General features: G+C 44.4%; 26 protein-coding genes. 14 read left to right on the top strand and 12 right to left on the bottom strand.

The features are described from left to right. Window positions 1-47 precede the first annotated feature (47 nt). From HUJ19_RS02265 to HUJ19_RS02255, 3 genes are read left to right on the top strand one after another with little or no spacing between them, the layout of a single operon-like run. Window positions 48-566 carry a C40 family peptidase gene (locus tag HUJ19_RS02265; RefSeq protein ID WP_290621991.1) on the top strand — a complete coding sequence of 173 codons (519 nt, stop codon included), beginning with the start codon at window positions 48-50 and terminating at the stop codon, window positions 564-566. A 20-nt stretch (window positions 567-586) separates the two neighbouring features. Beyond that, window positions 587-880, top strand: coding sequence for a GIY-YIG nuclease family protein (locus HUJ19_RS02260; RefSeq protein WP_290621990.1), 294 nt, complete (start codon window positions 587-589; stop codon window positions 878-880). A gap of 24 nt (window positions 881-904) precedes the next feature. Next, entirely contained in the window at window positions 905-1,585 is a 681-nt protein-coding gene (locus tag HUJ19_RS02255; protein WP_290621989.1) for a M48 family metallopeptidase, read from the top strand. 140 nt (window positions 1,586-1,725) lie between these two features. On the opposite strand, the gene HUJ19_RS02250 is transcribed toward HUJ19_RS02255, so the two are convergent. Then, window positions 1,726-1,971 (bottom strand): hypothetical protein, encoded by a 246-nt coding sequence (locus HUJ19_RS02250; protein WP_290621988.1) that lies wholly within the window; start codon window positions 1,969-1,971, stop codon window positions 1,726-1,728. A gap of 219 nt (window positions 1,972-2,190) precedes the next feature. On the opposite strand from HUJ19_RS02250, the gene HUJ19_RS02245 reads away from it, so the two are divergent. After that, on the top strand, window positions 2,191-3,261 hold the full coding sequence (locus tag HUJ19_RS02245; RefSeq protein WP_290621987.1) for a rhodanese-related sulfurtransferase: 1,071 nt from the start codon (window positions 2,191-2,193) through the stop codon (window positions 3,259-3,261). 3 nt (window positions 3,262-3,264) lie between these two features. After that, entirely contained in the window at window positions 3,265-3,681 is a 417-nt protein-coding gene (gene arfB / locus HUJ19_RS02240; RefSeq protein WP_290621986.1) for an alternative ribosome rescue aminoacyl-tRNA hydrolase ArfB, read from the top strand. On the opposite strand, the gene HUJ19_RS02235 is transcribed toward arfB, so the two are convergent. Next, the gene (locus HUJ19_RS02235; RefSeq protein ID WP_290621985.1) at window positions 3,678-4,739 is read right to left on the bottom strand and encodes a 3-deoxy-7-phosphoheptulonate synthase; all 1,062 of its coding nucleotides are present in this window, start codon (window positions 4,737-4,739) and stop codon (window positions 3,678-3,680) included. The two genes, arfB and HUJ19_RS02235, sit on opposite strands and share 4 nt — an antisense overlap. Next, window positions 4,736-5,932 carry a prephenate dehydratase gene (gene pheA, locus HUJ19_RS02230; RefSeq protein ID WP_290621984.1) on the bottom strand — a complete coding sequence of 399 codons (1,197 nt, stop codon included), beginning with the start codon at window positions 5,930-5,932 and terminating at the stop codon, window positions 4,736-4,738. Before pheA ends, HUJ19_RS02235 begins: the two co-directional genes overlap by 4 nt. A gap of 688 nt (window positions 5,933-6,620) precedes the next feature. Between pheA and HUJ19_RS02225 the strand changes: the two genes are divergently transcribed. Continuing rightward, on the top strand, window positions 6,621-6,800 hold the full coding sequence (locus HUJ19_RS02225; RefSeq protein WP_015780601.1) for a PspC domain-containing protein: 180 nt from the start codon (window positions 6,621-6,623) through the stop codon (window positions 6,798-6,800). A gap of 75 nt (window positions 6,801-6,875) precedes the next feature. On the opposite strand, the gene ggt is transcribed toward HUJ19_RS02225, so the two are convergent. Next, window positions 6,876-8,618: a gamma-glutamyltransferase gene (gene ggt / locus HUJ19_RS02220; protein WP_290621983.1), complete on the bottom strand. Its 1,743-nt coding sequence runs from the start codon at window positions 8,616-8,618 to the stop codon at window positions 6,876-6,878. Window positions 8,619-8,723: 105 nt separating this feature from the next. Between ggt and HUJ19_RS02215 the strand changes: the two genes are divergently transcribed. Then, window positions 8,724-9,197 carry a peroxiredoxin gene (locus HUJ19_RS02215; protein ID WP_290621982.1) on the top strand — a complete coding sequence of 158 codons (474 nt, stop codon included), beginning with the start codon at window positions 8,724-8,726 and terminating at the stop codon, window positions 9,195-9,197. A 68-nt stretch (window positions 9,198-9,265) separates the two neighbouring features. Here HUJ19_RS02215 and HUJ19_RS02210 read toward each other — a convergent pair whose 3' ends face one another. The 7 genes from HUJ19_RS02210 to HUJ19_RS02180 all read right to left on the bottom strand — a co-directional run bounded on the left by HUJ19_RS02210 (window position 9,266) and on the right by HUJ19_RS02180 (window position 14,157). Beyond that, the gene (locus tag HUJ19_RS02210) at window positions 9,266-9,922 is read right to left on the bottom strand and encodes a phospholipid-binding protein MlaC (RefSeq protein ID WP_290621981.1); all 657 of its coding nucleotides are present in this window, start codon (window positions 9,920-9,922) and stop codon (window positions 9,266-9,268) included. A gap of 213 nt (window positions 9,923-10,135) precedes the next feature. After that, complete coding sequence (locus HUJ19_RS02205) at window positions 10,136-10,462, bottom strand: TusE/DsrC/DsvC family sulfur relay protein (RefSeq protein ID WP_290621980.1); 327 nt, start codon at window positions 10,460-10,462, stop codon at window positions 10,136-10,138. An 8-nt stretch (window positions 10,463-10,470) separates the two neighbouring features. Further along, the gene (tusB, locus tag HUJ19_RS02200) at window positions 10,471-10,743 is read right to left on the bottom strand and encodes a sulfurtransferase complex subunit TusB (protein WP_290621979.1); all 273 of its coding nucleotides are present in this window, start codon (window positions 10,741-10,743) and stop codon (window positions 10,471-10,473) included. A gap of 9 nt (window positions 10,744-10,752) precedes the next feature. Next, window positions 10,753-11,118: a sulfurtransferase complex subunit TusC gene (gene tusC, locus HUJ19_RS02195; RefSeq protein WP_290621978.1), complete on the bottom strand. Its 366-nt coding sequence runs from the start codon at window positions 11,116-11,118 to the stop codon at window positions 10,753-10,755. Window positions 11,119-11,123: 5 nt separating this feature from the next. Continuing rightward, window positions 11,124-11,516 (bottom strand): sulfurtransferase complex subunit TusD, encoded by a 393-nt coding sequence (tusD, locus tag HUJ19_RS02190; protein ID WP_290621977.1) that lies wholly within the window; start codon window positions 11,514-11,516, stop codon window positions 11,124-11,126. A 131-nt stretch (window positions 11,517-11,647) separates the two neighbouring features. After that, complete coding sequence (locus HUJ19_RS02185) at window positions 11,648-13,390, bottom strand: Zn-dependent hydrolase (RefSeq protein ID WP_290621974.1); 1,743 nt, start codon at window positions 13,388-13,390, stop codon at window positions 11,648-11,650. Between the two features lie 35 nt (window positions 13,391-13,425). Next, window positions 13,426-14,157, bottom strand: a complete 732-nt coding sequence (locus HUJ19_RS02180; RefSeq protein ID WP_290621973.1) for an FAD-binding oxidoreductase — start codon at window positions 14,155-14,157, stop codon at window positions 13,426-13,428. Window positions 14,158-14,380: 223 nt separating this feature from the next. Between HUJ19_RS02180 and HUJ19_RS02175 the strand changes: the two genes are divergently transcribed. Next, window positions 14,381-15,613: a choice-of-anchor H family protein gene (locus HUJ19_RS02175; protein WP_290621971.1), complete on the top strand. Its 1,233-nt coding sequence runs from the start codon at window positions 14,381-14,383 to the stop codon at window positions 15,611-15,613. A 170-nt stretch (window positions 15,614-15,783) separates the two neighbouring features. Further along, a complete protein-coding gene (locus HUJ19_RS02170) occupies window positions 15,784-18,027 on the top strand; it encodes a DUF5916 domain-containing protein (RefSeq protein ID WP_290621970.1) in 2,244 nt (747 codons plus the stop codon). Window positions 18,028-18,092: 65 nt separating this feature from the next. On the opposite strand, the gene HUJ19_RS02165 is transcribed toward HUJ19_RS02170, so the two are convergent. Further along, window positions 18,093-19,076 carry an aldolase/citrate lyase family protein gene (locus HUJ19_RS02165; RefSeq protein WP_290621993.1) on the bottom strand — a complete coding sequence of 328 codons (984 nt, stop codon included), beginning with the start codon at window positions 19,074-19,076 and terminating at the stop codon, window positions 18,093-18,095. 173 nt (window positions 19,077-19,249) lie between these two features. Between HUJ19_RS02165 and HUJ19_RS02160 the strand changes: the two genes are divergently transcribed. From HUJ19_RS02160 to HUJ19_RS02140, 5 genes are all read left to right on the top strand, one after another. Beyond that, window positions 19,250-20,371, top strand: a complete 1,122-nt coding sequence (locus tag HUJ19_RS02160) for an aldolase/citrate lyase family protein (protein ID WP_290621968.1) — start codon at window positions 19,250-19,252, stop codon at window positions 20,369-20,371. Window positions 20,372-20,379: 8 nt separating this feature from the next. Next, complete coding sequence (locus HUJ19_RS02155) at window positions 20,380-22,023, top strand: acyl-CoA synthetase (protein WP_290621967.1); 1,644 nt, start codon at window positions 20,380-20,382, stop codon at window positions 22,021-22,023. A gap of 35 nt (window positions 22,024-22,058) precedes the next feature. Then, a complete protein-coding gene (locus tag HUJ19_RS02150) occupies window positions 22,059-22,964 on the top strand; it encodes a CoA ester lyase (RefSeq protein ID WP_290621966.1) in 906 nt (301 codons plus the stop codon). A 53-nt stretch (window positions 22,965-23,017) separates the two neighbouring features. Beyond that, window positions 23,018-24,079: a MaoC family dehydratase gene (locus HUJ19_RS02145; RefSeq protein WP_290621964.1), complete on the top strand. Its 1,062-nt coding sequence runs from the start codon at window positions 23,018-23,020 to the stop codon at window positions 24,077-24,079. Window positions 24,080-24,175: 96 nt separating this feature from the next. Next, window positions 24,176-25,078 carry a DMT family transporter gene (locus tag HUJ19_RS02140; protein ID WP_290621963.1) on the top strand — a complete coding sequence of 301 codons (903 nt, stop codon included), beginning with the start codon at window positions 24,176-24,178 and terminating at the stop codon, window positions 25,076-25,078. The last annotated feature ends 5 nt before the right edge of the window (window positions 25,079-25,083 follow it).

Here is a 25,083-nt window from a genome sequence, read left to right as displayed (position 1 = left end):
TGCGCTGGTTTAGGGTAAGTTCAGTTTTCATCTGCTAGGGTAGGGCAATGAATAAGTTACTTCCACAATACATCCTTATCTTGGTATCTAGCTTTTTGCTATTTGCTTGTTCAAGTGCGCCTGAGCGGCTACAGACTCAAACTCAACCCCAGACCATAAAGGAAGGGTATCAGTTCCCACAGCCAGCTTCGGCTAAGGGCGACAATATCGCCCTGATGGCACAATCCATGCTTGGGAAGCGCTATCTGTATGGTGGCTCATCACCACAGCAGGGGTTTGACTGTAGCGGACTTGTTTACTTCACCCACACTCAGGTTGGTGACTACGTTCCAAGAACATCTCGCGATCAGTTGTACGCTTCTCGTAAAATAACACTGAATGAGCTGCAGCCTGGTGATTTATTGTTTTATCGTATTAATGGTAAGCCATCGCATGTTGGAATTTACATCGGCGAGAAAAAGTTTGTCCACGCGCCATCAAGCGGCAAAGCTGTCTCGATTACGACTATGGACAACCCTTACTTTAAGCCACGTCTGATACGCGCTGGCAGACTCTACAAAGAGTAATTCATGAGTAAATCAATGCTATGAGCTGGCATCTGTACATTTTACGTTGTGGTGATGACACCTTATACACGGGCATCACCAATGATCTGCATCGACGCTTCGAAGAGCATCAGTCGAATGGGCCGAAATGTGCCAAGTATTTGCGTGGGCGTCAGCCTCTGACCATGATTTATCACACTGAGTTTGAAAGCAAATCCGAAGCGCTTAAAGCAGAGATTAAAGTCAAGCGATTGACCCGAGAGCAGAAAAAACTGTTAGCATCCGGTAAGCTAATCGTTAATGAAATCCCTCCTAAAAGTAAAATAAAGCTATAAGCCACAGGTTATAAATCAGAGTCAATGCAGCACGAACCTTTTAAACTAACCATTACGCGCAGTAAACGCAAAACCCTGGTCATTTATATTCGTGATGATGGAGTAGAGGTGCGCGCGCCATTAATGGCTCCGCAAAACTGGATCGACGAATTTGTCGAACTGAAAAAGCCCTGGATTCTAAAAAAGCTCAAACTTCAGCAGCAAAAGAATAGCGAACGCTTGAAACTCGAAGAGGGCGAAACGATTTTATATTGTGGAAAACTTTATGAGCTAAAGCTTTCCCAAGGCAAAAACCAGATAAGCTTAGAGCAGGACAAGTTGTACATCCGATCTCGTCAACTGGAAGAAGGCTATCTTAAAAAACAATTCCAGCAATGGTTGCTGCAACAAGCTAAAGAAAACTTTGAGCCCAGAGTATGGCAAATCGCGTCGGTTATGGGTTTAGATGACAAGGTGCAAGAGGTTAAATTCCGTAAGACCAAAACCAAGTGGGGGCACTGTACTACTAAAGGTGCGCTGCAATTTAACCCGCTTTTAATGATGGCTCCAGCCTCAGTACGGGACTATCTAATCATCCATGAACTGTGCCACCTTAAATATATGAATCACTCAAAATCATTCTGGCAGTTGGTTGAAGCCAATTGTCCCGACTATCAAGAGTCAGAGCAATGGCTTAAACAGCATGGGCATAGGGTTTGGTGTTAGTCTTTTTACCCTTTGTAGTTGGTAGGTTGGTGATGAGCGTAGCGAATCCCAACATCAACTTATCAAATATATAACTTGTTGAGATTCGCTACGCTCATCACCAACCTACGGGGCCTCGCTTTTAGAGGCGACGGTAGTTCTCAGCCTTCTTCCCTTTCAGCTAGCACTTGAACCCAGATACCTGTCTTTGGATTAGGTTTTGAGTCTATAAGTTCTATGGATTCGTCATCGAATGTATTTCGCTCTATTTGGTTTGAACACTCAATTAGGAAGTTAGCTAGTTTATTCAATTCCTCGGATGTTGCTTTGATTTGCAAGTCCTGAATATCAATTGGTATTAATCCTTCATCTTCATTAAATTCAGTTGGGTATCCAATCAGTTCCATGCTGTTATTTGCTCCTCATGTATTCTACTTCAAGTAGAGTAGTTGTACTTTTTCTATAATTCAACTCATAACGTAACGATTACTCCGCTCATTACCAACCTACGGCTCTTCTTGTTTGTCTAAAAAATAACCACAAACCCTACACAAATCCCTCGATAACCGTTACAATCGCGCCTGAATTTTGCACTGGTTTTACGTTCCAGCGAGCGAGAGGTAACAATGAGTCAAACCAAATCTGTATCAGCAGAATCGTCTGCTGTGTCTACATCTTCTTCTGTTTATAACGAAACGACGCATCCGATTGTCGTTTGCGCCATGTATAAGTTTGTCACCCTTGAGGATTTCGAGGCTATCCGTCAGCCGTTGCTGGATGTGATGTTGCAGAATGAGATCAGAGGTACTTTGTTGCTAGCCAAAGAGGGTATCAATGGTACCGTGGCAGGAACGCGTCAGGCGATTGATACTCTTCTGGCCTGGTTTAAGCATGACGAGCGTCTGGCGGATATTGACTATAAAGAGTCTTATGACGAAGAAATGCCATTTTATCGCACTAAGGTCAAGCTGAAGAAAGAAATCGTCACCATGGGCGTTGAGGGGATTGATCCGAAGCGCGTGGTCGGCACCTATGTGAAACCAAAAGACTGGAATGATTTGATTTCAGATCCTGAAGTGGTATTGGTTGATACGCGTAATGACTACGAAGTACAGATCGGTACCTTCAAGGGTGCGCTCAATCCGAATACCGAAACTTTTCGTGAGTTTCCTGAGTACGTAAAACAAAACCTTGATCCGAATAAACACAAAAAAGTAGCGATGTTCTGTACTGGCGGTATTCGCTGTGAAAAGTCGACGGCCTATTTAAAAGAGCAGGGTTTTGAAAATGTGTTCCACCTCGAAGGCGGTATTCTAAAGTATCTGGAAGAAGTGCCGAAAGAAGAATCTATGTGGGAAGGCGAGTGCTTTGTTTTCGATAATCGTGTTGCAGTCGATCACGAATTAAAGAAAGGTCAGTATGATCAATGCCATGCTTGCCGTATGCCGATTACCGAAGAGGAAAAGCAGCACGAGAAGTATGAGAAAGGCGTTAGCTGCCCACATTGTTATGACAAGCAGACGCCAGAGCAACGCCAACGCTACGCTGAGCGTGAGCGTCAGGTTCAGCTCGCTAAAGCGCGTGGTGAAGAGCATATTGGCTCTGACGTGCTGACCGCAATGGCTATGCGTCGGCAACAGAAAAAGCGTATGAGAGATCTGCAGAAACAAGCGCAAAAGAAAAAGGCTAAAGGTTAAATCATGTCGCTGGTCATTTCTAACAATGTTGTTATTCCTGATTCTGAAATAGAGTTAACAGCCATCCGTGCGCAAGGCGCAGGTGGCCAGAATGTCAACAAGGTGGCCAGCGCGATTCATCTGCGCTTCGATATTCACGCTTCTTCATTACCTGAGTTTTATAAGACTGAGTTGCTAGCGCTTAATGATAATCGCATTACTCAGGATGGCGTGGTGGTCATTAAAGCCCAGAAACACCGTACCCAGGATCGTAATCGTGACGATGCATTGTCACGTTTACGTCTGTTAATTCAGTCAGTTGCCAAGCCTAAAAAGAAGCGTATCAAGACCAAGCCAACCAAGGCGTCAAAAGAGAAACGCCTTGAGAAAAAGACTCAACATTCACAAAAAAAATCAATGCGCAAGAAGCCACAAATTTAGATTAGGCTATCATAGGTTGCTTTCAGCAGCTTTTCTGTCACCTCCCAACCAATACAACTATCTGTGATCGATTGTCCATAGATTAGTTTCGCTGCAAGCGGTTGATTCCCCTCTTTTAAGTGACTTTCCAACATGACGCCTTTAATGTGCTGGTTACCTGTGATGACTTGTTTAACCACTTCCTGCATGACCTTTGGTTGATTGTTATGATCCTTGTTCGAGTTACCGTGACTGCAATCAATAATTACCGCAGTATTGAGCTGTTTTTGCTGTAACTTATCGACACATTGAGCAACACTGCGGGAGTCATAATTAGGTTTAGCCCCACCACGTAAAATAATGTGACAGTTTGGGTTACCTCTGGTGTGAAGCAGGGCGGTTTGACCGCTGTTATCGATACCAATAAAACTGTGCGGAGAGGATGCAGCCAGAATGGCATTGGTGGCCGAATCTAGCGAGCCATCAGTGCTGTTTTTAAAGCCTACTGGCATGGATAAACCTGAGGCCATTTCGCGGTGAGTTTGTGACTCTGTGGTGCGTGCGCCAATCGCTGACCAGCTGATAAGATCGGATATGTATTGTGGAGTGATGGGGTCAAGTGCCTCCGTGGCTACTGGAAGGCCTAATTCGGCTAACCAGAGTAATAAGGAGCGCGCCTTGCGCAGGCCAAGGTTAATGTTATTGCTGCCATCTAAATCAGGATCGTTGATTAAACCTTTCCAGCCAACATTAGTTCTTGGCTTCTCAAAGTAAACTCGCATGATGATGAACAGTTTATCGTTAAGCTGTTGATGAAGTCGATACAGTTTGAGCGCGTACTCTTTAGCACTGTCTATGTCATGAATCGAACAGGGGCCACTGATAACGATTAACCTTTCATCTTTACTGTTTAAAATATTTTGAATGGTCAAGCGGCTGTTTAAGACTGTAGATTTGGCCTGTCCTGAAAGTGGCAGTTGGTGTTTGATCTGTTGTGGCGTTGTCAGCAGATCGAGCCGTTCGATGTTGGTATTCTCAACTTTCCAACCTTTGACTGGTTTTGCATTAACAGAATTCATTGGCGTTGCCCCGAGTGTTTAATAATAGAAGTGTCAAGCTTGGTAGCGATCACATCATGTTTTGCATAACAACCTAAGCAATGAAGACTATTGGCGACTTGCTCAAGTTCGTGTAGAGCATTTGAGAGGTTGGTATCTGTGATATTAGCTTCCAGATCGATGTAGAATCGCTCATGCCAGGGTTGGGTTGGAATTGGCCTTGATTCCAATTTGCTCATATTAATCTGATTGTTTTTCAGGATCTGCAAGCAGTTGAGGAGGGCGCCCGGCTCTTGTCCTGTTTCCAAAGCTATCGTGGTTTTGGCAGGTATTGCAGGCGGAACCTTAAGGTCCTGTTTGGCAATCAGTAAGAATCGAGTGTAGTTTTCCTGATAGTTATTAATGGCATAAGACAAAACCTTCAGTCCCGACTGTTCGGCGGCCTGTTCGCTGGCAATGGCTCCAATGCTTGGGTTCTGATACTCGGCTACCAGTTTAATTGCAGAGCTTGAACTTGTTCGGAAGTGGCTTTTGAGGTAAGGATGCTCAAGGAAAAAATTTTTACACTGAGCGATAGCCTGAGGATGTGAATAGACATCCCTTAGTGTTTCGATAGACGCCTGCTCAGTGCCTACTAAACAGTGACGTACTTTAAGTTTTTCCTCGCCAACGATTTTAAGATGATGCTCGGTTAGTAAGTCGTAGATCTCGGTAATGTTTCCGGAGGTAGTATTCTCGATGGGTACAATCCCCATATCCACCGAGCCATTATCAACTTCTTTAAAGATTTGCACGAATGAGTGACAGTGAACGGTTTCAAGTTGCTGCTTCTTTGTTGAGAAGTGATTATTTAATGCAATGTGGCTGTAGGATTCTGGTTCCCCTAAAACTGCAACCTTAACAGCATTTAATCCTTGCTCCTTGGTTTGCTCAATAAAATAGTCATACTGACTTCGAACCGAGTCTTCAATAATATTATGGAATAAAGTTAGGGTGGTGGTTGGGGCAATTCCAAATTCCAGGCCCTTTTCGACCAGCCTGGTAAGTAGTTTTTTCTCGCGGGCCTCATCGCGTATTTTCCCATTATTGGCCAGTTTGTAGGCGGCCACCTGCAGGCTCAGTTGGCGCCTTTGAGCAAAAGTTCTCAGGAGCTCTGAGTCAAGCCTGGTGATGGCTTCACGAAGCTGCATAAGATCGGTTTCAGGTGTATTCATTTCGCACTCTCTTCATTCAATAGTTGCGAGCAAAAAAAAACCTCCCAGAAGGGAGGTTTTTCAGCTGTTCTTTGTTTTACTTTTAGTGACCCGAACAAGACTCCTCCGAAGATTTCAGAGTAAAGAAATAAAAGTAAAACTGTTGGATTTGCTTGTTCATGGATTAATCCTATTTATCTGGGCTCAGGCTGTCAACACTTTATCTTTCCACCCTTATGCGTTATTGCTTATGGTTATATACGCTTATCCAATCAGGCAGAGCTGTGTAGATATATCTGAGAAATTTCTCTACAATGCTTTCCGTTCGCTTTCCACTATTGGTTGCACTACTTTAGTTAAACTGAGAAGGAAACTCGGAAATCACTAAAGTCGCGAAAATCGTTCGGGATTGTGCAGGTAAGTTGCTTATTTCTCGCATAAGCCAACTCAAATTGACTTACCTGTTTCTTCGCTGAAATGCTGCAATCAATTTATAGCTGAAGGGAAAGCTAACATTTTCCTTTTATTAAAGGTTCTACCCCAGAGTCGCTATCTGACTGTATGACTGAGCAGTCTATAGCGACTCGTCCTTTTTCACATCGCTTATTTAAATTCATGAACTAATACAAAGATTTACAAACTCTTGGTTGGTCAATGCCTTAGCTGTTGTTATGCTAAATAGTAATCAAGTAAAGACAAGGGGAATGGTATGGCACAACTTAAACGTAGTAAGGATCGTATGATTGCTGGTGTTTGCGGTGGTTTGGCCAAGTGGCTTGGCTGGAAACCCAATCCCACGCGCCTGGTTTACGTTTTACTAAGTATTTTCACTGCTTTTGCGGGTGTGCTGGTTTATCTGATCTTATGGATTGTGTTGCCTGAAGAATAAAGCCTGTAGGAAAAACAAAGCCTCTGCAAGGTTGGAGAATCTTGCAGAGGCTTTTTTATAGTTAACGATTATAAGTTAGTAACCAGCCGCATGACCATCTTTACGCGACTCTGAGGCACCGTAGTAAACGCCTTCTTCTTCATCCCACATAATGGCCTGATAACCGCCGAAACCGCCGTTACCGAAACGTACGTCATGGCCTCGGTTTTCAAGTTCGCGGAATGTTTCCATGGAAACACCGGTTTCAAATTCAATATAGCCGCCATCTTTCAGGTAGGCTGCCTGGCTTTCGGTTGGTTCTGTTGAGCCCATGTGCTGCCAGCGAGTGGCGTCACCTGCTTCCTGCAGGTTCATGCCATAATCCACCATATTAATCAGAATTTGAACATGGCCCTGTGGCTGCATGGCTCCGCCCATGACACCATAGCTCATGAAAGGTTTGCCGTCTTTGGTGATAAAGGCTGGGATAATGGTATGGAAAGGGCGCTTGCCAGGTTCATATACATTGGCATGCTCAGGATCCATCGAGAACAATTGGCCGCGATCCTGGAATACAAAGCCAAGGCCTGGCGTGACCACGCCGGAACCCATGCCGCGATAGTTACTTTGAATCAACGAAACCATATTGCCGTCTTTGTCAGCAGTGGTCAGGTAGATGGTGTCACCTTCTTCAAGTCTTGGGTTACCGGCCTGTACCGTGCGTGCTGCACGATCACCGATCAACTTAGCGCGTTGCTTGCCGTATTCTTCTGAAATCAGCTCATCAATGGGTTGTTTGCTGAAGTCGGTATCAACATAGAACTTGGCTCGGTCTTCAAAAGCCAGCTTTTTAGCTTCAACCAGTGTGTGTAGAGATTCGGTGGTGTTAAAACCCATTGCCTTCAGGTCAAAATTCTTCAGGATTTGTAGCATCTGTAGTGCTGCGATGCCCTGACCATTAGGCGGCAATTCCCACAGGGTATAGCCTTTGTAATCGACGCCCAATGGCTCAACCCAGTCTGAGGTGTGCTGGGCAAAATCTTCATAGCGCAGATAGCCGCCTTCCTTTTTCATGAAAGCATCAATCTTGCGCGCAATTTCGCCTTTATAGAAAGCATCTCTGCCTTTGTTGGCCAATATGCGGTAAGTATTGGCTAAATCCGGATTTTTGAAGATTTGGCCTTTACGAGGTGCTTTCCCGTCAATGGTAAAGGTTTCTGCGAAAGCTCCTGGTTGCGGACTCAGACGAGGAACGCTGAGATCCCAGTAGTAGGCAATCAGTTCAGTGACTGGGAACCCTTTTTCAGCGTAATCAATTGCGGGAGCTAAAACCTGCTTCATTGGCATCTTGCCGAATTTATCATGCAGCTCAAACCAGCCATCGACGGCACCCGGTACAGAAATCGGTAACATGCCATAGGGCGGCAGGTCGTCACGATTTAATTTATCTAATTCTATTTTGAGCTGATCATAGGACAAACCCAGTGGAGAGCGGCCAGAGGCATTTAAGCCGTGTAGCTTCTTATCTTTAGCACTCCAGACAATGGCGTATAAATCGCCACCAATACCGTTGCCGGTTGGTTCCATTAAGCCAAGCGCCGCATTGGCTGCGATGGCTGCATCTATGGCATTGCCACCTTGTTTCATAACGTCTAAGGCGATTTGAGTTGCAAGCGGATGACTGGTTGCTGCCATACCAGTTTGTGCAATGACTTCGGATCGGGTGGCGAACTCTTTACCGGTCACACGGTCTGCGGCCTGAATACTGGTTGCCAGCATAGTGCTGGATAGTCCAAGCGAAAGTGTGAACAAAGCGAGGTTTCTAAATGATAGTTTCATTAATTTTCTCCTGTGCGTGTCATAGCACTCTAATAAACTTTGCTCTGGAAATAAATATGGCGTTAAGATAATAGGCCAGAAATCACAGTCAAATAGAGGAAAACTATGATTAAAGTAGGAGATACGTTACCTAATGTAACGTTAAAAGTGATGGGCAAAGATGGCCCAAAAGATATTACTACCGATGAAATATTCTCAGGCAAGAAAGTCGTCTTGTTTGCTGTTCCCGGTGCCTTCACACCGACCTGTAGCGCGGCGCATCTGCCGGGTTTTGTGGTTAATGCAGATGATATAAAGTCCAAAGGTGTAGATACAATCGCCTGTATGTCTGTTAATGATGTCTTTGTTATGGACGCCTGGGGCAAGGCGCAGAATGCGGACGAGATTATGATGTTGGCAGATGGTAACGCGGATTTTACCGAAGCTATGGGTATTGAAATGGATGCCACTGGTTTTGGTATGGGCGTTCGCAGTAAGCGATTTGCCATGATCGTTGATGATGGCGTGGTAAAAGCTTTGGAAGTGGATGAGAAGGGCTTCGAGAAAAGCTCAGCGGAAAATATTCTCAGCAAGCTTTAATTTTTCCAGCTCGGTAATTAAAAAGGCCAGCTTTGCAGCTGGCCTTTTGTTTAGCCAATAGGCCAAACTTATGATTTCTCGTTTGGCTTTTCGTCGCTGATTTCAGTGGCTTTTTTGGCTTTTTTGTTCTCTTCGGCAAGCTCTTTCAGAGTTGCTTCGATACCCACCTGAGCGATTCTTTCGCGGTATTGAGTGGCATAACTCTTAGCCATGCTAACACCTTCGATAATAACGTCAGTGACCAACCACTTGTCATCAGAGCCGTATTTCAGGCGGTAGTCGATCAGAATTGGCTCACCTTCCTGTGGAACAATAACTGAACGGACATTAGCGGTATTACCGCTAGTAGAATACTGAGTTTCTTCATAAGTAATTGGCTGACCGTCATAGTTGGCCAAACCTTTGGCATAACTGTTAAGCAATAAACCAATGAACTCCTGAATAAAGGTCTCGCGCTGTTCTTCAGTTGATTGTTCCCAGTATTCACGGCCTAGGATGCGCTTTGCCATATACTCAGTATCCACTTCTGGAAGCAGATAAGTTTCTATTAAACCTTTAGCATAATCCGCATCAGCTTTGATCTTTTCCTTATTGGCAAGGATTTCGCCGCTGATTTGCTGCGTTACTTCTTCTAAGTGTACCTTTGGATCAACTTTGGCAGTAGCCGTAAAGCTGATTCCAAAAATAGCTATTATTGTAAGCATTTGATTAACAATGCGTTTCATGGGTTCACCTTAACCTTTAATCTTGGGTTGTTATTGAGACGTCAATAACGTCATATTGTGCCATTCATCGAAAGGCGGTTATTTTACTATTGCTAGCTATCCTAAACAATTAAACTTAACGCACGCTTAATGTGAATTTTGTAACAGCCTGTGCGATATTTACATTTTATAAAAATGTATGTTTTATCAGTAAGTTAGGAAAGTTTTCTCAAGTTAGATGCAGCGCGCAGGCTTGGGTAATCCGGCTATTTTTGTTGCCTGTTTGGCGGGACCTTCCGGAAATAGAATATGCAGATAGATGCTGGAACCTTTTTCGGCTGACCATTCTTTAGCCAGATATTTGACTAATGGGCGAATGGACGGGCTGGTATTGAACTCTTCATAAAACTTGCGAACATACCAGATGACCTGCCAATGATCATCGCTCAGTTCAATGCCTTCTTCTTCAGCGATGGCATTGGCGATCGCTTCGTTCCAAACACTGGAGTCCGTTAAATAACCTTGCTTGTCGCGCGGAAGATTGGCCAGTATTTCGTTCATAGTAAAACCTATAACCAGGAGACTGACTTATCGAAGGATAAGGTTAACTCCACAAACTGTGGGTAATCCACCAGCTGCCAGCCATCGACAATCTGGTCTTGCAGTCCGCGGGCAATCAAATCTTCTTCTAAAACATACAGTTTTAAGTCAGGGAGCTCCGCTTGCTCGCTGGTCGCCAACATAACCGCATCTTCAGTCAGCAAAACAGCATCCTGCTCAGCCATATAAGGAAGAGCCTGGTTGAGTTTTGTCGGTTGGTTAATAATATAAAGGCTTTTCATAAGCGGTTCTTAAAGCGTTAACACAAAATTGCTGTGGGCAATTTTGCTCTTAATGGTATCGGTTGCTACTGGCTGTATTCCGTCAATATCAAGTAGCCGCCCCATGTCCAGTTTAAATTTATCCAAATCTTCCTGAGCAACATAAACGTCTTCAATGCCGTACAGCGGCAGTGCTTTAAAGGTGGATGAGTGATTCTTAATATGCAGGATATCCGGCTGCTGATTGTTGAGTAGCTGATAAACACCATCTTCAACAAAGATTGCAGTGATCGGCATATCAAAAGCTGCCGCCATCAAGGCAATATCCAAAAGTTCGCGGCCCGCTTGCGAGCCATAAGGTGCTTTGTTGAAGATGATGCAAATGGATTTATTCATGGCGATTATCCAAATGTAATCAGGCGATCACTTTCCAGCATCGCTTCGGTTAATTGACCCAGTCCACTGATTTCAAATGCGGGATCAAGGTTGTCACCGGTTAAGGCATTACGTTCGGCTTCTGAAGCGTTAACGATGCCTCGCTTATTGGCTGCCGTTACGCAAGCGATTAACTCGATATCCTTTTCAATAGCCAGCTTCGCCCAAGCTTTGGTCAGATTAATTTCATCAGCAGGAGGCGCGTGCAAACGACTGGCCACCAGAACACCGTCGGCATAGAAGAATACCCGCATAAGGCTATGACCTTGCTCTAACAAAGTTCTTGCAAACTGAATAGCGCTAAACTGCCCCTGAGAAGAGTAGGGGTTAGCGGTAACAAGTAATGAAAAGGTTGCCATTGGTTGTTTGATCGCTCACTGCAAAGATGTGCGCATTTTAGCAGAGTGGTTGACCAAGGCCTAGTCATCATGGCTTGTTTACTATGGGCACAAAAAAGGCGCCCGCAGGCGCCTTATAGACTCATGGCCGGTTATTTTAGGCCGAGTGCGTCTTTGCCCTGTTTGAATACCACATCCACAGGGATCTGCTTCTCTTCAAGCATTTTCAGGTCACTGGCCAACTGGTCATCAATAATACCTTGTTCTTCAAGAAGTGTTTTGGCGGCCTGATAGTCTCCGTCACCCTGAATCGTTAAGATTTTATTGGAAAGGGCGTCAACAGCTTCGGTCATCTTGTCAAAGTTGACGCTGTAATAGCCTGTTTCTGGGTCGCGACTGAAAGCGCCAGCTTCCTTAAAGAAGTTGAAGCGAACCATATTGGCACGGCCATGTGCGCTGGATGCACCAAAACGCACTGAGCGGAAGATACCTGCCAGGAAGGTGACATAGTTATCCATCAGCTCACCATCTTTGATTTCGCCTTTTTCATACAGCTTGCTGACCATGTACAAGCCTAGAATATCGGCTTTACCTTCTTCCAGAGGCGATGCTGTTTCTTTAAGTGCTGCACGAACGGTATTTGAGCCATCAATGGTATTTTTAATGCCGAGACCATGCGCCACTTCATGGAACATGGTATTGGCAAAGAAAGCATCAAAAGTGATGTGCTTGCGCTGATCCGGGTGGATCAGCTGTTCCGAGATAGGTACCAGAATTTTGTCGAACTTGGCGCGCATGGCGTTTTTCAGCTGCAAGCGACGAGTACCTTTGGCCAGCTGTACCTGCTCATCATTGGGCAAGTTAATGGCAATGGTTTTTGAGCCAGCATTGCTGTCGCCAGCATAGTAAACAACGTCATAGGCGTTTAAGTCGCTGTCTGTGCCCGGCATTTCCTTCTTATACTTTTCATCTACGGGCAGCCCTTGTTGTAACTCAGGTAAGAAGGCTGCGAAACGTGACAGGCGTTCGCTCCATTCCAAATCTTTGATTAATACATAAGCTGAAAAAGCGGTTTTGTAGCCAAAGAGCTGATCTTCATAGTTCTCGATTGGCCCGATCACTAACTCGACAGGATTAGATTTCATATCCATCCAGGCCAAATCTGAAGGCTGGTAGTTATCGGTTAATAATGCATCAGCGCGCAGTTCAAGGTATTGTTTAAAGCCTTCATCTTCTGCTAACTGTGCCGCGCCTTTTAATAACTTGCTGGCTTCTTCCAGTTCATTTTTAAAAGCTACCGAATAGGGTACTAGCGTGAGGTTGCCGTTTTCATCACGACGAACCAGTGAGTAAAGGCCATCTTTATCTTCCTGCTCCCAGGCTTCAAATTGGGCAACGGTCATGTCGGAAGGATAGAACTGAGCACCTTTACTTTTGACATCATAGCCATCAATAAAGGGTTGATTGCCGTCCAGCCGATCCCAGGGACCGTAGTTGATGATGGCGAATTGTTTTGCTTTTGGATCATCAATTTTGGCCAGTAGTGCTTCTTTATCGCCGTAAGCCTGTTTCCAGAATAGATTATCCATGATTTTCGCTGCATCAATCAGCAAGCTGATCATTTGTTTCTGGTTGTCCGACAGGTGGGATAAATCACTGGTTAAAGTGAAAGGAGCATAAATATCAAAACGGCTATAATCACTTTCTGCTGATTCAGTTTTTTCTGTTGTATCGTTTTGCTGTGCCAGAGCCTCCATTTTTTGCTCATCAGCAACTGGAGTTTGGGGCTGTTCAGAGTCATTGCTACAACCACCTAATACCAGTGCTATAGCAAAGGAAACTGTGCAGATTTTATGTTTAAAGCCTTTCGCTTTTTGAGTATGTGTATTGTTCATAGTCGTGTCCTGTTATCACTTGAAACCAAGTTATCTTAATATTTACTAAATACGTATTTTTCTCGCTTAACCTGCTTAACCCCAAATTCTTTATCTTTTAGCAGATTAAACACATCATCAACCATATTGGGGTTACCGCACAGGAAAGCCATATCAGTTTCAGGATCGGGGTTGAAACTTTCCAGTGTAGTTTGAACATAGCCTTTGGAGCAGCCAGTCGGTAATGGCTCCTGTTTGCTTAGGCAGCGGTGAAAGAAGACGTTGTCCTGTTCGGCGGCATGCTTAAAGTCATCAAGGTAGAACATATCTTGCTCGTATTGAGCACCAAATAAAATATGGAACTCGGTATCTGGATAATTTTTGAGCTGGTTGAGCATGCAACGGTAAGGAGCAACGCCAGTACCCGTGCCAATGAGAAATACGCGCTTGGGTAATTCTTTAGGGAGGTAGAGCAAACCAAATGGGCCGGTAATGTCTATTTCGATACCAGGTTTGGCATTAAAGAAAAATTCGGTGGCTTTGCCGCCCTCAACATAAGCTACAACAATTTCAAGATACTGGGTGTTTTCCGGGCTTTGCTCAAGATTGGCGATGGAATAGCTACGCTTTAAGGGCTTGTCGCCTTCGTGTGGCAGGATAAAAGAAACGAACTGCCCGGGTATGTAGGTGAAATGCTGTGGCTCCACAAACTTGAACACAAGCTTGTGAACTTTTGGGGTTATCTGCTCATTTTCGGTCAGTTGTACGCGAAAAGTGGGTAATGGCATAAAGGCTCTCAATTTTTCATTTTGCAATCATTATAGGTTATAGCAGTGAAATTTCCATACGCCAAAGCGTCTAGCCATTAGCAAATTCTACTGAATTCAGTTCAGGATAGATTCAGTTGCTAATTGCTTTAATGAAGCCATGATTGAGTAATTTCAGGATTTTATCTGTCTCTATTGACATTGTTTAGAGGGTAAAATCGAGACGGGGTTTTAGGAGTCTATTATGAACATAGCAAAAACATTATTTCCTTTAGGTGTGACCTTATCCGCGATTTTGTTTGTCGGTTCGGCTGCTGCAGAAGATCCGCAAGTGCGTATTTCTGGCAAGTCACCGACTAGCAGTGTTGGGGAAAACAAAAAACAATCTGAGAAGGATGCAAAAAAGGTGAGTACTGAAGCGGTCGATGTAAATCGCACTTCTTCCTATAGTTCAAAGCAGGTAATCACAGATTTAAAAACAGAGTTGCAGCTTGAGCTTGATAAATCTACCGCGAAAACGCGTAGTGAGATGCGTGCTCAGAAAAGTGATCTGCCTGAGAAGTCGGAAAAGAGCATGAGCTCCAGCATGAACCACCTATATGTTTATGATGCATCGGTGTACTTATCAGAGGATTACGATGCTGACGGTTATTACACCAAGCTCAGTGTCAACTTTGATGTGGACGCCTATTACGATGAATATTACGATGTTTATGCCGAAATGTTTATTCGTAAAAGTGGGGAAAGTGAATGGACCCACTATTACACGACTAATGTATTTACCATTTATGGTGACAACTACTCTGATGACTATACGGTAACCACAAAGCTGAACAGTGGTTTTCCTCCTGGCCGTTATGAGGTGTTAATTGACCTGTTTGAATATGGCTATTCAGGGGTTGTTGATACTTATTCAGATTATGATGACAATGATTTGGGCTGGTTGCCACTGGAAGACAAAACCTATGAATCAGGCAATGTTTCGAGCGACACCTGGGTTACTACCGTAAAAACGGAAATCTGGACGGATAATGATAACGATGGTTTCTACCGTGATTTCACCATCAGTTTTGACGTGGATACTGAGCAGAGCTCAAGAGATGTCTATGCTGTGTTGTATCAAAAGAGACCTGGCTACAGTTGGGAATATGAAACTGAAACAGCTGTATTTACTGTGGTTGGTGCCAGTGCTGATGATGTGATTTCTATTGATGCTGAATGGCAGTCAGGCTATCCGACCGATTATTATGACTTCCGTATAGAATTGATTGATGCCAATACTGGTGAGATTTTAGATGACGTTTCCGGTGAATTTTCATCATTGCTTGAAGTTCCATTGGAAGATGCTGGACGTGATACCAGCGGTACTGTTGTAACGCCTCCTCCATCATCGACCAGCTACGGTTCAGGCGGTGGTAGCTGGAGCTTGTTAGGCTTGTCGCTGCTGGGCTTGTTTGCCTGGATGAGACGTCGCTAGTTAGCCTAGAGTTTCAACCTCAAAAAGCAGCTGTTTTCAGCTGCTTTTTTTGTTCTGGGAGAGCGTCTTGTAGTTCAATCTTGCTTGTAATATCCTGTTACAAGATTTGCCGCCATAAGCTCATGTTTAAATTACAATAATCACCATTTCAAGGAAACTTAATAATTATAATGCAACTGTTGAAAAGCTGTTTTATTTCTATAATGCTTGCGATTAGCTCATCTGCTGTATTCGCTGAGAAAATTGATAGCCTGAATATTCCAGAAGTTCAAGGCGATATTACTCTTGATGGTAAGCTTGATGAGGCGATTTGGAAGCAGGCTTCGAAGGTCAGTCTTGATTATGAAACTCGCCCGGGTGAGAACACACCTGCTCCAGTTAAAACCACCGCCTATATTGCACAAAATGGTGATTCCTTATTGGTTGCCTTTGTTGCAGAAGATCCAGAGCCTGCCAAGCTGCATTATTCATTTCAGGATCGTGACGGCTGGGGCAATGATCAGGTTGGCTTTAAAATTGATACTTTTAATGACGCTCGCAAAGCCTATAACTTCTTTGTTAATCCAGTGGGTGTTCAGTCTGACAGTATTGAAGATGACGTGAGTTTGTCTGAGGATACTTCCTGGAATGGTATCTGGTTCAGTGCGGCTCAGATAACCGGTACCGGTTATAACGTAGAAATTAAAATCCCGTTTAAGGTATTAAGATTTCCTGACAACAGTGATAAAAAGACCTGGGGTATTGACTTCGTTCGATTTTATCCTCGTGGCTATATGTATCGGTTAGCTTATTCGCCGCAAAGAAGAGATATCAACTGTTACGTATGTCAGATAAAAAAAGCGGAAGGTTTCGAAGGTATTGAAAGTGGTCGCAATCTTGAGATGACTCCTTATCTGGTTGCCCAGGATTCAAAGACTCGTAACCCACCGGCAGAGCCTGCATGGCAGAGCGAGGGCGTTGACTGGGAAACTGGGCTTGATTTTCGATGGGGTGTAACCGACTCCTCTGTTTTAAACGCTACTATCAACCCAGATTTCTCGCAGGTTGAAACTGATGCTGCGCAGCTGGACGTTAACACCCAGTTTTCGCTTTTTTACTCAGAAAAACGCCCTTTCTTTCTGGAAGGTGCGGAATACTTTAGAACGCCTTTTACCCTGTTGAACACGCGAACTATTGCCAACCCAGATTTTGGTGCTAAATATATTGGTAAAACCGATGGACATTCGTTCGGTGTTTTGGCCAGTCGCGATCAGCAAACCTCATTTCTCATACCAGGTAGTTTAAGCTCGTCTTTAGCGCGGCTTACTGCTGCTGATGGTAGCGATCTTGAGTCTGATGTTTTTGCCGCACGCTATGCCTATGACCTTGGAGAAAAGTCGCAAATTGGTGGCATGCTGACCCATCGTAGTGCTGATGGCTATCACAACAGTGTGGCCGCAATTGACGGTAAGTATATGTTTACCAATGTTGACGAGTTACGCTATGAAGTCATGTATTCTGATTCAGAAAATCCTGAGCAGTTACAACAGGCCTATGGCATTGCACCGAGCACAGATGGTTTGGGTTACCGCGTAAATTATTCACACAATGGTCGTGACTGGGATGTGTTTGCCACCCATATTGATTTTGATAATGATTTTCGTACCGACCTGGGTTACAAGCCTCAGGTAGGCTATGACCGTCAGGCTTTTGGAGTGAAGCGTAACTGGTATGGTACCCAAGCTAATAATGACTTCTTTTCTGATTACAGCTTACAGGTTAAAGGTGAGCGAGTTACCGAATATACCGATCAAAAATTATGGGATCTGGCAACCGTCACCCTGAATGCGAATGGGGAATACCGCTCTGGGTTTACACTGGTTGGTAATGTCAGTTACGAGTTTTATCAGGACAACTGGTTCCCGCAAAAATACTATTCTCACAGTGGTTCTTTTTACCCTGTTAATGCGTTGAGAGTAGGTTATAACATCCGCTGGGGGGATGGTGTTGACTATCGGAATGCTCGTGCTGCAACCTATCAGGAATATGGTGTTTACAGTAACTGGCAAGTGACTCAGCACTGGTCATTTGGTGGCGAGTGGCAGTTCACGGATTTTGATGTTGAACAGGGGCAGTTATTTAAAGCCAATATCTTTAACTTTGATACGCGCTATCAGTTCGATCAGTACAGTTATCTAAAATTTGTTATTCGCTATACTGATGTTGACTATAACGCACCTCTGTACTCTGATCCTAATCAGGTTAGTCAGGAAACTATCATTGATCGGCAATTGCTATATGGTTATAAATGGAATCCACGAACGGTATTTTATTTGGGCTATTCGGATAATGGATTTGAGGATAATACGGTTAATCGTTTTGAGAAAACGGGCAAAACCTTCTTCTCTAAATTCAGTTACGCCTTTCAGTTTTAATCTCTTTACTAACAAAAAAGCAGCCAGGAAAGGCTGCTTTTTTGTGTGCTTAGCTTAAGTTTTGTCTAAGCAAAAAATCGTTGTCGTACTTCTTCAGGAAGTGTAAGTCCACTGACGTGAGCGCGCTCTAATAATTGCCAGTAATAACGGTAAGTGGCACGATCATGAAGCTCACCTTGGTATTGAATCGGCCCCCAGTGACTATCCTGTGCAGCGATTAAAATATTGGCGGCATCATTAACTTCTGAGTAGTCAGGTTTCATGGCGTCAACGATCGACTGGATTTGAGTGGGATAAATGCTCCACATTCGTAAAAACCCAAATTCATTACGAGCTCGCTCTGCATCTTTGTAAGTTTGGTAAGGATTTTTAAGATCGAGTGTTACGTTATGCGAAGGAACCACACCATTGGCTAATGCTGCCGCTGACATTTCAACTTTAGCGCGAGCCAGTAGCGGATGATCAAATTGACCTGGGCTGCGCATACAGGATGCTGGAATCGCGCCTTGGTGACTGCTGACGAAGTCCATCATGCCGAAGTCCAAAACCTGTACCGTATCAATTTTGGCAATCTCCCAGACTTCTCTTAAAGCGCCATGCGTTTCGATCAAAACATGCACCGGAACTTTGCGATCAATTCCATGTTTCTCGCACAAAGACTTAATGTAGTCGACCATCTCCTGAATATGGGCGGCACAGGTGGTTTTCGGCAGAGTAAAATAGGTAACGATATGACCAATTTGGGGAATTAGAATCTCAAGATCGGCTTTCCAGTGTGGATGCTGATAGTCATGAATTCGCACCCCAGCCATTTTGTGCTTATTGGCGTCGCTGGCGAGCACTTCTGCGATCATTTCGGCGTGCTCTTTTTCTTTGCCTGCCTGAGCGCCATCTTCGCAGTCACAGGTGATGTCAAATACGGGGCCAATGGTGTCCTGCATTTCGAGTGCTTTACGGATTAATTTTTCGCTACCTGCGAAGTGTTCGCAGCTTGGAATCACCGGAAATGGCTTTTCGGCATCAAATAATGCATCTTTTGGATGAACCATTGAACTCACTATGTTCTCCTTATTTATCAACAAGATAATTTAACTTGCAACCTGTCGGTAGGCTACGAGGTCTAATTTATACTAGCGCGCACCGAATAAAATTCAAACAAAAATTTGAAATAATCGTTTGAATATGATTTATTTATCCAAAATGACTGGTCGGATTAGTTAAAATGATGCAAGAGCATTCTTTTCTGGAAAAAGTGGACGAACAGGTGGTTTTAGGAGGCTTCTGGCCAGGGATTCAGTTGTATTACCCCCCAGTTAAATACTCTCCCGCTGATGGCGTCTATGAAACTATGGAGCAGGCGTCCGCGCGGATGAGAAAGTACGCGCATAACACCAGCGCTCACACGTTGCTGTTTGACCTAGAGGATGGCTGTCGCCAGAAGGCGATGAGCCGTGAGCTGCTACGGCAGGAGCTCCCACTATTCGAAAATCGAAGCTTTCAGATAGCCCTTCGTATCAATCCTTTTCGCACCGATGAGTATGAAGAAGATTTAAAGCTGATTCGTGATATGTCAGATTATATTGACGTTATCGTATTGGCTAAAGCTGGCGAGGTTTATGGCGCAGCAGAAATACGCGATCTTTCTTCATGGCTGGTCAGCGTTGATTCAAACATTGAAATTCAGCCGATTATTGAGCATCCACGTTCGCTCAAAATTTCTCCTGAACTGATGCAGTATTCCACTGTGCGTCATGTGGTTTTTGGTATCCATGATTTCTCCAAAGCAATGGCGATTCACCTGACTCCTGAAGGCTGGATTGATGAGCTGAAAACCTATCTGCGCATGTTGCTGCTTGAAGCTCGTATAGCAGGGAAGGGTGTGATTGGCGGTGTTGAAGTCTTAATCAACAAAACACCCATGCCTGAAAACTATATCGAGCCACATGACGTTCGCCGCTGGTTGGATTTACATGGCGAAAGAGAGTCACACGTTGTGCATCAGCATGCTTTGGTCGAAGCGCAAATGGGCTTGACCGGTAAACAGGTCATCCATCCATTTCACATTCATTTATGTAAAGTGGCTTTCACACCTTCACCGTTACAAATCGAGCGTAACGTTAAAGTTCTACAGGCGGCAATCGATGCGGATGCATTGTTAGGTGGTGCCATTAAGTTTGAAGGTGAGATGCTGGACCCACCGATGTTCGGTAAAGCGTTGCAAAGCCTGCTACGTGCTTATGCTTTGAAATCGCTGGATGAAAAAGACAAAGCCTTTGCACTGGATGTACTGAAACGATTACCGGTGCATGTCATTCGTGAAAACTGGCCTTACGGAATGATTTAAGGGATAGCATGAAATATACCTTCGAAAATGTTGTTCATTTCAACCGCGAAGCTAATGAGTGGCATTGGCAATTACCGAACCATTTTAATATTTGCGAAGCCTGTGTTGATCAGCATGCTGCTAATGATAAAGCCAATCAGGCAGCTCTGATTGTTGAAGATGAATCACTTGGAACCAGCCAGGTTACATACTCTCAGTTAGCTCAGAAAACGTCGCAGTTTGCGAACCTTTTGCAATCTTTGAACATTGACTCTGATAATCGAATATTAATTCGTCTGCCAAATTCAGTTGAATACCCAATCGCATTTTTTGGTGCCATAAAATATTCTGCCATTGCTGTTCCTACCTCGACGTTGTTGTCTGCAAGTGAGGTGGCCTATCTGGCGAATGATTCGCAGGCCAGTGTGTTAGTCACTCATAAGTCCATGTGGCAAGAACTGGCAGGCGAGTTAAAAAACACCTCTTTGCATACGATTGTATTAACGGGCGAGGGGGAGCTGCCGCAATCCGATAAGTTTCGGCTGATCGATTTTAATGGAGCATTGAATGAGGCGTCTTCCGAATTTGAGACAATTAAAACCAAGGTTAATGATCCTGCTTATCTGGTTTACACCTCCGGTACCACTGGTTATCCCAAAGGTGTGCTGCATGCCCAGCGAGCGTTATTGGGGCGATTACCGGCCAGCCGTTACTGGTTTGATTTTCAGGAAGGCGTGACTGAACGAATCATGCATTCGGGCAAGTTTAACTGGACCTATGTGTTAGGTTCGGCACTGATGGATCCCTTATTGCATGGCCACACTGTGATTGCCTATGAAGGGCATAATGATGCCCACACCTGGCCGAAACTGATTCAAAAACATGAATGCAGTATTTTCATTGGTGTCCCTACAATTTATCGACAGATTATTCAAAAAACCGATTACACAGGTAAAGATCTTCCTTCCCTGAAACACTGCATGAGTGCTGGCGAACACCTGTCTGACGAAATGCAGGCTTTGTGGGAAGAGCGCTTTAATGCACCTATCTATGAAGCCATCGGTATGTCTGAAATTTCTTATTACATTTCCCAACATAAAGAAGCCAAGGTTGTTCCTGGTGCGGCTGGGTTTATCCAGCCGGGACATCAGGTAGCTCTATTAAACGATGAGTTGCAACCGGTTGCCAATGGTGAAGAGGGCATGATTTGCATTCGAGCGGATGATCCGGGTTTATTCCTGTCCTATTGGAATCTGCCGGAAGAAACTGTCAAGGCAGTTCATGATGGCTGGTTTTTTACCGGCGATTATGCCAAGCGTGATGCGCAGAGCTATGTATGGTTCCTGGGCCGTAAAGACGACATCATTAATACGTTTGGTTTTCGCGTCTCGCCACACGAAGTTGAGCGAGTGATCAAGGCACACCCTGATGTGGCCGATTGTGTTGCTCTGGGCGAGGAAGTGGGTAAAGACAAAACCCTCATCGTGGTCTGTGTTATTCCTGAGCAGGGTAAAACACTGACCGAGGAGCAGATTCTGGAGTATGGTCAGCTGCAATTGGCTAAGTATAAAGCTCCCAAAAAAGTGTATTTGGTGCGTGATTATCCGCGCACTAAAAATGGCAAGGTGCTTCGTAAAAAATTATTGAACGATTTAAAGCAATACCTGCTTTAACCCATAAACCAAGCAATCAATTTATAGGTAACAAGATGGAACCCACTCTTAATTATCGCCCACGCAGAACCATGCTTTATGTGCCCACTCATGTTGAGCGTTACTTGCAGAAAGCCAGAGGTCTGGCGGCTGACAGTGTTGTGTTCGATTTACAGGAATCGGTTCCGCCCGAGCATAAACAAACGGCACGTGATCTCCTGCTTAAAGCGTTTGAGCAGTCACCGACTTTTGAATACTCGGAGCGTATTGTGCGGGTCAATCCGTTAAGTACAGAGTGGGGACAGAAGGATTTAGAGGCGATTAAAGATTTAGACATTGACGCGATACTGCTTCCAAGAATTGAATCAGCCGATTCACTCTTGAGTTATATTGGGCAAATCGATGCTGTCCGAAAAGACAAGATTTCAGTCATGATTAATATCGAAAGTCCACTTGGGGTACTGCATGCCGAACAAATCTGTGCGGCGAGTGAACGTGTTTCCTGTGTGGTGATGGGCGTGACTGATTTATCTAATGAACTGAAAATCACCCAGACCAATGATCGCGCAGGTCTATTAACCAGTTTATCGCTGGTGGTATTGGCAGCCCGTGCATACAAGAAGTGCGTCATTGATGGGCCACATTTTGATTTAAAAAACATTCAGGCTTGCGAGTTTTCCTGTCGCCAGGCACGCGACTTAGGTTTTGATGGCAAAGCGGTAGTTCATCCCATTCAGCTGGCATATACCAACGATGCCTTTACCCCCAAGCTGGATGATATTAATCGTGCCAAAGCCATTATTGCGGCAATTAAGCAGGCTAATGAAGAAGGGCGTAATGTTGCCGTCATTGATGACCGTTTAATCGAACCCTCGTTGAAAGAGTGGGCTGAGCGGGTCCTGACTTTGTATAACACGGTCAAAGAGTTAGGCCAGAATGAGTTAATTGGGGCTAGCCGATAAGCATCATTTCAGGTAGTGTTTTAACGAAATGACAAACTAAAAAGCGATAACGCATGAATAAATCATCTGTCGGCCGTTTCTTTGAAGACTTTTCGTTGGGCCAACTCATAGAGCACCCAATCCCACGTACCATAACGGAGGGGGATGCCAGTCTTTATATTGCCCTGACCGGTAGTCGCTTTAGCTTATACTCTAGCCACCATCTTGCGCGTAAAGTGGGTTTCGACAGACCACCAGTGGACAACCTGCTACTGTTTCATATTGCCTTCGGTAAAACGGTACAAGATATTTCTCTTAATGCCGTCGCCAATCTTGGTTATGCAGAGGTACAGTTTGTGTTGCCTGTATTTATAGGCGATACCATTTCAGTTCTCTCTGAGGTGATTGGCTTAAAGGAAAATTCAAACGGCAAGACGGGCATTGTTTATGTGCACTCCCGTGCAACCAATCAGGATGGGCATCTGGTGGCCAGCTGGAAACGTTGGGTTATGGTGCATAAAAAAGCAGAAGGCATGCAAAATACTTATGCCGTTGAACCTCAGCTAAACTCAGAAGTAAGTCCGGCGCATCTTGCTATGCCCGATCAGTTCAATGCTGACAACTACAGCTATATTTCCAGTGGTGAGAAGTTCGTCTTTAAAGACTATCAGGTAGGGGAGTGGATTGACCATATTGATGGTTTAACGATTGATGCTACCGAGCACACAATGGCCACCAAACTATATCAGAATAATGCCAAGGTGCACTTTAACTATCACCAGATGCAGGATAGCCAGCATCAACAGCGTCTCGTGTATGGGGGCCATATTATTTCACTTTGTCGCAGTCTTTCTCATAATGGCCTTGCGAATGCCCAGTGGCTAGCTGCCATCAATGGCGGAGCACACCTTAATCCTTCCTACGCCGGAAATACAATCTATGCAGCAACTCAGGTCCAGAATAAATATGAGCTAGGCTTTGGAATGGGGGCGCTGAGACTTAGAACTATCGGCTTCAAGAATGTGCAATGGGATTCCATTAAAGAGAAAGTTACTTCAACCAGTAACCCTAAGGAATTTCCTGAAAACGTTGTTCTAGATTTGGACTATACGGTACTGATCCCTGATCCAAAGTAGTTGATTCCGATAGGTGTAAACCTGACTTTATGGTAAGTTGCGCTTTCTTGACGCTCTTGAAGCGTATTGTTTTGGCACTGCATTGAGTAAGGCATTATGACTTTTGGTTTGGGTGAGCTGTTTGCGCTTTCATCGGCGATCTGCTGGGCAACAGCAATTATATTATTCAAGCACTCCGGTGAAACCTTAAGTGCTACTGCGCTCAATCTATTCAAAAACACTTTAGCAACTTTCCTGTTAGTTCCTACAGCTTTGGTAATTGAAGGATTTCAGTTGCCACAACTTGATGTTACACAATGGGTGATAGTGACAATCAGTGGCTTTATTGGGATAGCTCTCTCTGATACCTGGTACTTTTTAGCGCTCAGAAAAGTGGGTGCTGGCAATACGGCAATCGTATCAAGCCTCTATAGTCCATTTGTTATCGTTTTATCAGTCTTGTTCTTAAATGAAACACTACATTGGGCTCAGTTTATCGGTTTTTCCATGGTGCTCCTTGGTATCATTCTGGTCACCTGGCAGCGTAACCGTAAAAATGTTGATGCACCAGTTTTATGGCAGGGGCTTGCTCTAGCTGCTGGAGCGGTTTTCCTTAATGCTGTTGGCGTGGTGATGGTCAAACGAATTCTGGAAGGTGATGGCTTTTTCTGGATTATCAGTTTGCGTCTGATTGGCGGCATCATTGGCTCAATAGGCTTGTTATTGATTGGGCAGAAATTCTTAAAAGTGGTTCACGAATTAAAGCAACCGAGAGACTGGCGGATTTTGATAATCGCCAGCATCCTAGGCACCTACATTTCGATGATACTCTGGTTATCGGGCTATAAATATACCGATGCTATTATCGCTTCGGTGTTGAACGAAACTTCAGTACTGTTTATTGTCCTGTTTGCCTGGATATTCCTCAAAGAAGAAGTTAACCGGCGCAGATTGGCTGGTGTAGTGCTAGCCTTCCTTGGCGTCTTGGTATTTGTCTATAACAGTGGTGGTCAGTCTTAGACTAA

This window comes from Kangiella sp. (assembly GCF_014762745.1).
Classification (GTDB): domain Bacteria; phylum Pseudomonadota; class Gammaproteobacteria; order Enterobacterales; family Kangiellaceae; genus Kangiella.
The sequence above is the reverse complement of the archived record's forward strand: the minus strand, read 5'-3'. Positions and strand labels throughout refer to the sequence as shown.

Excerpts from the sequence above, each read along its gene's own strand:
- HUJ19_RS02165 (WP_290621993.1), bottom strand. The coding sequence starts at position 19,076 with ATGGTTCATCCAAAAGATGCATTATTTGATGCCGAAAAGCCATTTCCG.
- tusC (WP_290621978.1), bottom strand. The coding sequence starts at position 11,118 with ATGAATAAATCCATTTGCATCATCTTCAACAAAGCACCTTATGGCTCG.
- HUJ19_RS02250 (WP_290621988.1), bottom strand. The coding sequence starts at position 1,971 with ATGGAACTGATTGGATACCCAACTGAATTTAATGAAGATGAAGGATTA.
- HUJ19_RS02205 (WP_290621980.1), bottom strand. The coding sequence starts at position 10,462 with ATGAACGAAATACTGGCCAATCTTCCGCGCGACAAGCAAGGTTATTTA.
- tusD (WP_290621977.1), bottom strand. The coding sequence starts at position 11,516 with ATGGCAACCTTTTCATTACTTGTTACCGCTAACCCCTACTCTTCTCAG.
- HUJ19_RS02160 (WP_290621968.1), top strand. The coding sequence starts at position 19,250 with ATGATGCAAGAGCATTCTTTTCTGGAAAAAGTGGACGAACAGGTGGTT.
- HUJ19_RS02145 (WP_290621964.1), top strand. The coding sequence starts at position 23,018 with ATGAATAAATCATCTGTCGGCCGTTTCTTTGAAGACTTTTCGTTGGGC.
- HUJ19_RS02265 (WP_290621991.1), top strand. The coding sequence starts at position 48 with ATGAATAAGTTACTTCCACAATACATCCTTATCTTGGTATCTAGCTTT.
- HUJ19_RS02255 (WP_290621989.1), top strand. The coding sequence starts at position 905 with ATGCAGCACGAACCTTTTAAACTAACCATTACGCGCAGTAAACGCAAA.
- pheA (WP_290621984.1), bottom strand. The coding sequence starts at position 5,932 with ATGAATACACCTGAAACCGATCTTATGCAGCTTCGTGAAGCCATCACC.
- HUJ19_RS02170 (WP_290621970.1), top strand. The coding sequence starts at position 15,784 with ATGCAACTGTTGAAAAGCTGTTTTATTTCTATAATGCTTGCGATTAGC.
- HUJ19_RS02215 (WP_290621982.1), top strand. The coding sequence starts at position 8,724 with ATGATTAAAGTAGGAGATACGTTACCTAATGTAACGTTAAAAGTGATG.
- ggt (WP_290621983.1), bottom strand. The coding sequence starts at position 8,618 with ATGAAACTATCATTTAGAAACCTCGCTTTGTTCACACTTTCGCTTGGA.
- HUJ19_RS02140 (WP_290621963.1), top strand. The coding sequence starts at position 24,176 with ATGACTTTTGGTTTGGGTGAGCTGTTTGCGCTTTCATCGGCGATCTGC.
- HUJ19_RS02235 (WP_290621985.1), bottom strand. The coding sequence starts at position 4,739 with ATGAATTCTGTTAATGCAAAACCAGTCAAAGGTTGGAAAGTTGAGAAT.
- HUJ19_RS02260 (WP_290621990.1), top strand. The coding sequence starts at position 587 with ATGAGCTGGCATCTGTACATTTTACGTTGTGGTGATGACACCTTATAC.
- HUJ19_RS02225 (WP_015780601.1), top strand. The coding sequence starts at position 6,621 with ATGGCACAACTTAAACGTAGTAAGGATCGTATGATTGCTGGTGTTTGC.
- HUJ19_RS02245 (WP_290621987.1), top strand. The coding sequence starts at position 2,191 with ATGAGTCAAACCAAATCTGTATCAGCAGAATCGTCTGCTGTGTCTACA.
- arfB (WP_290621986.1), top strand. The coding sequence starts at position 3,265 with ATGTCGCTGGTCATTTCTAACAATGTTGTTATTCCTGATTCTGAAATA.
- HUJ19_RS02180 (WP_290621973.1), bottom strand. The coding sequence starts at position 14,157 with ATGCCATTACCCACTTTTCGCGTACAACTGACCGAAAATGAGCAGATA.
- tusB (WP_290621979.1), bottom strand. The coding sequence starts at position 10,743 with ATGAAAAGCCTTTATATTATTAACCAACCGACAAAACTCAACCAGGCT.
- HUJ19_RS02150 (WP_290621966.1), top strand. The coding sequence starts at position 22,059 with ATGGAACCCACTCTTAATTATCGCCCACGCAGAACCATGCTTTATGTG.
- HUJ19_RS02175 (WP_290621971.1), top strand. The coding sequence starts at position 14,381 with ATGAACATAGCAAAAACATTATTTCCTTTAGGTGTGACCTTATCCGCG.
- HUJ19_RS02185 (WP_290621974.1), bottom strand. The coding sequence starts at position 13,390 with ATGAACAATACACATACTCAAAAAGCGAAAGGCTTTAAACATAAAATC.
- HUJ19_RS02155 (WP_290621967.1), top strand. The coding sequence starts at position 20,380 with ATGAAATATACCTTCGAAAATGTTGTTCATTTCAACCGCGAAGCTAAT.
- HUJ19_RS02210 (WP_290621981.1), bottom strand. The coding sequence starts at position 9,922 with ATGAAACGCATTGTTAATCAAATGCTTACAATAATAGCTATTTTTGGA.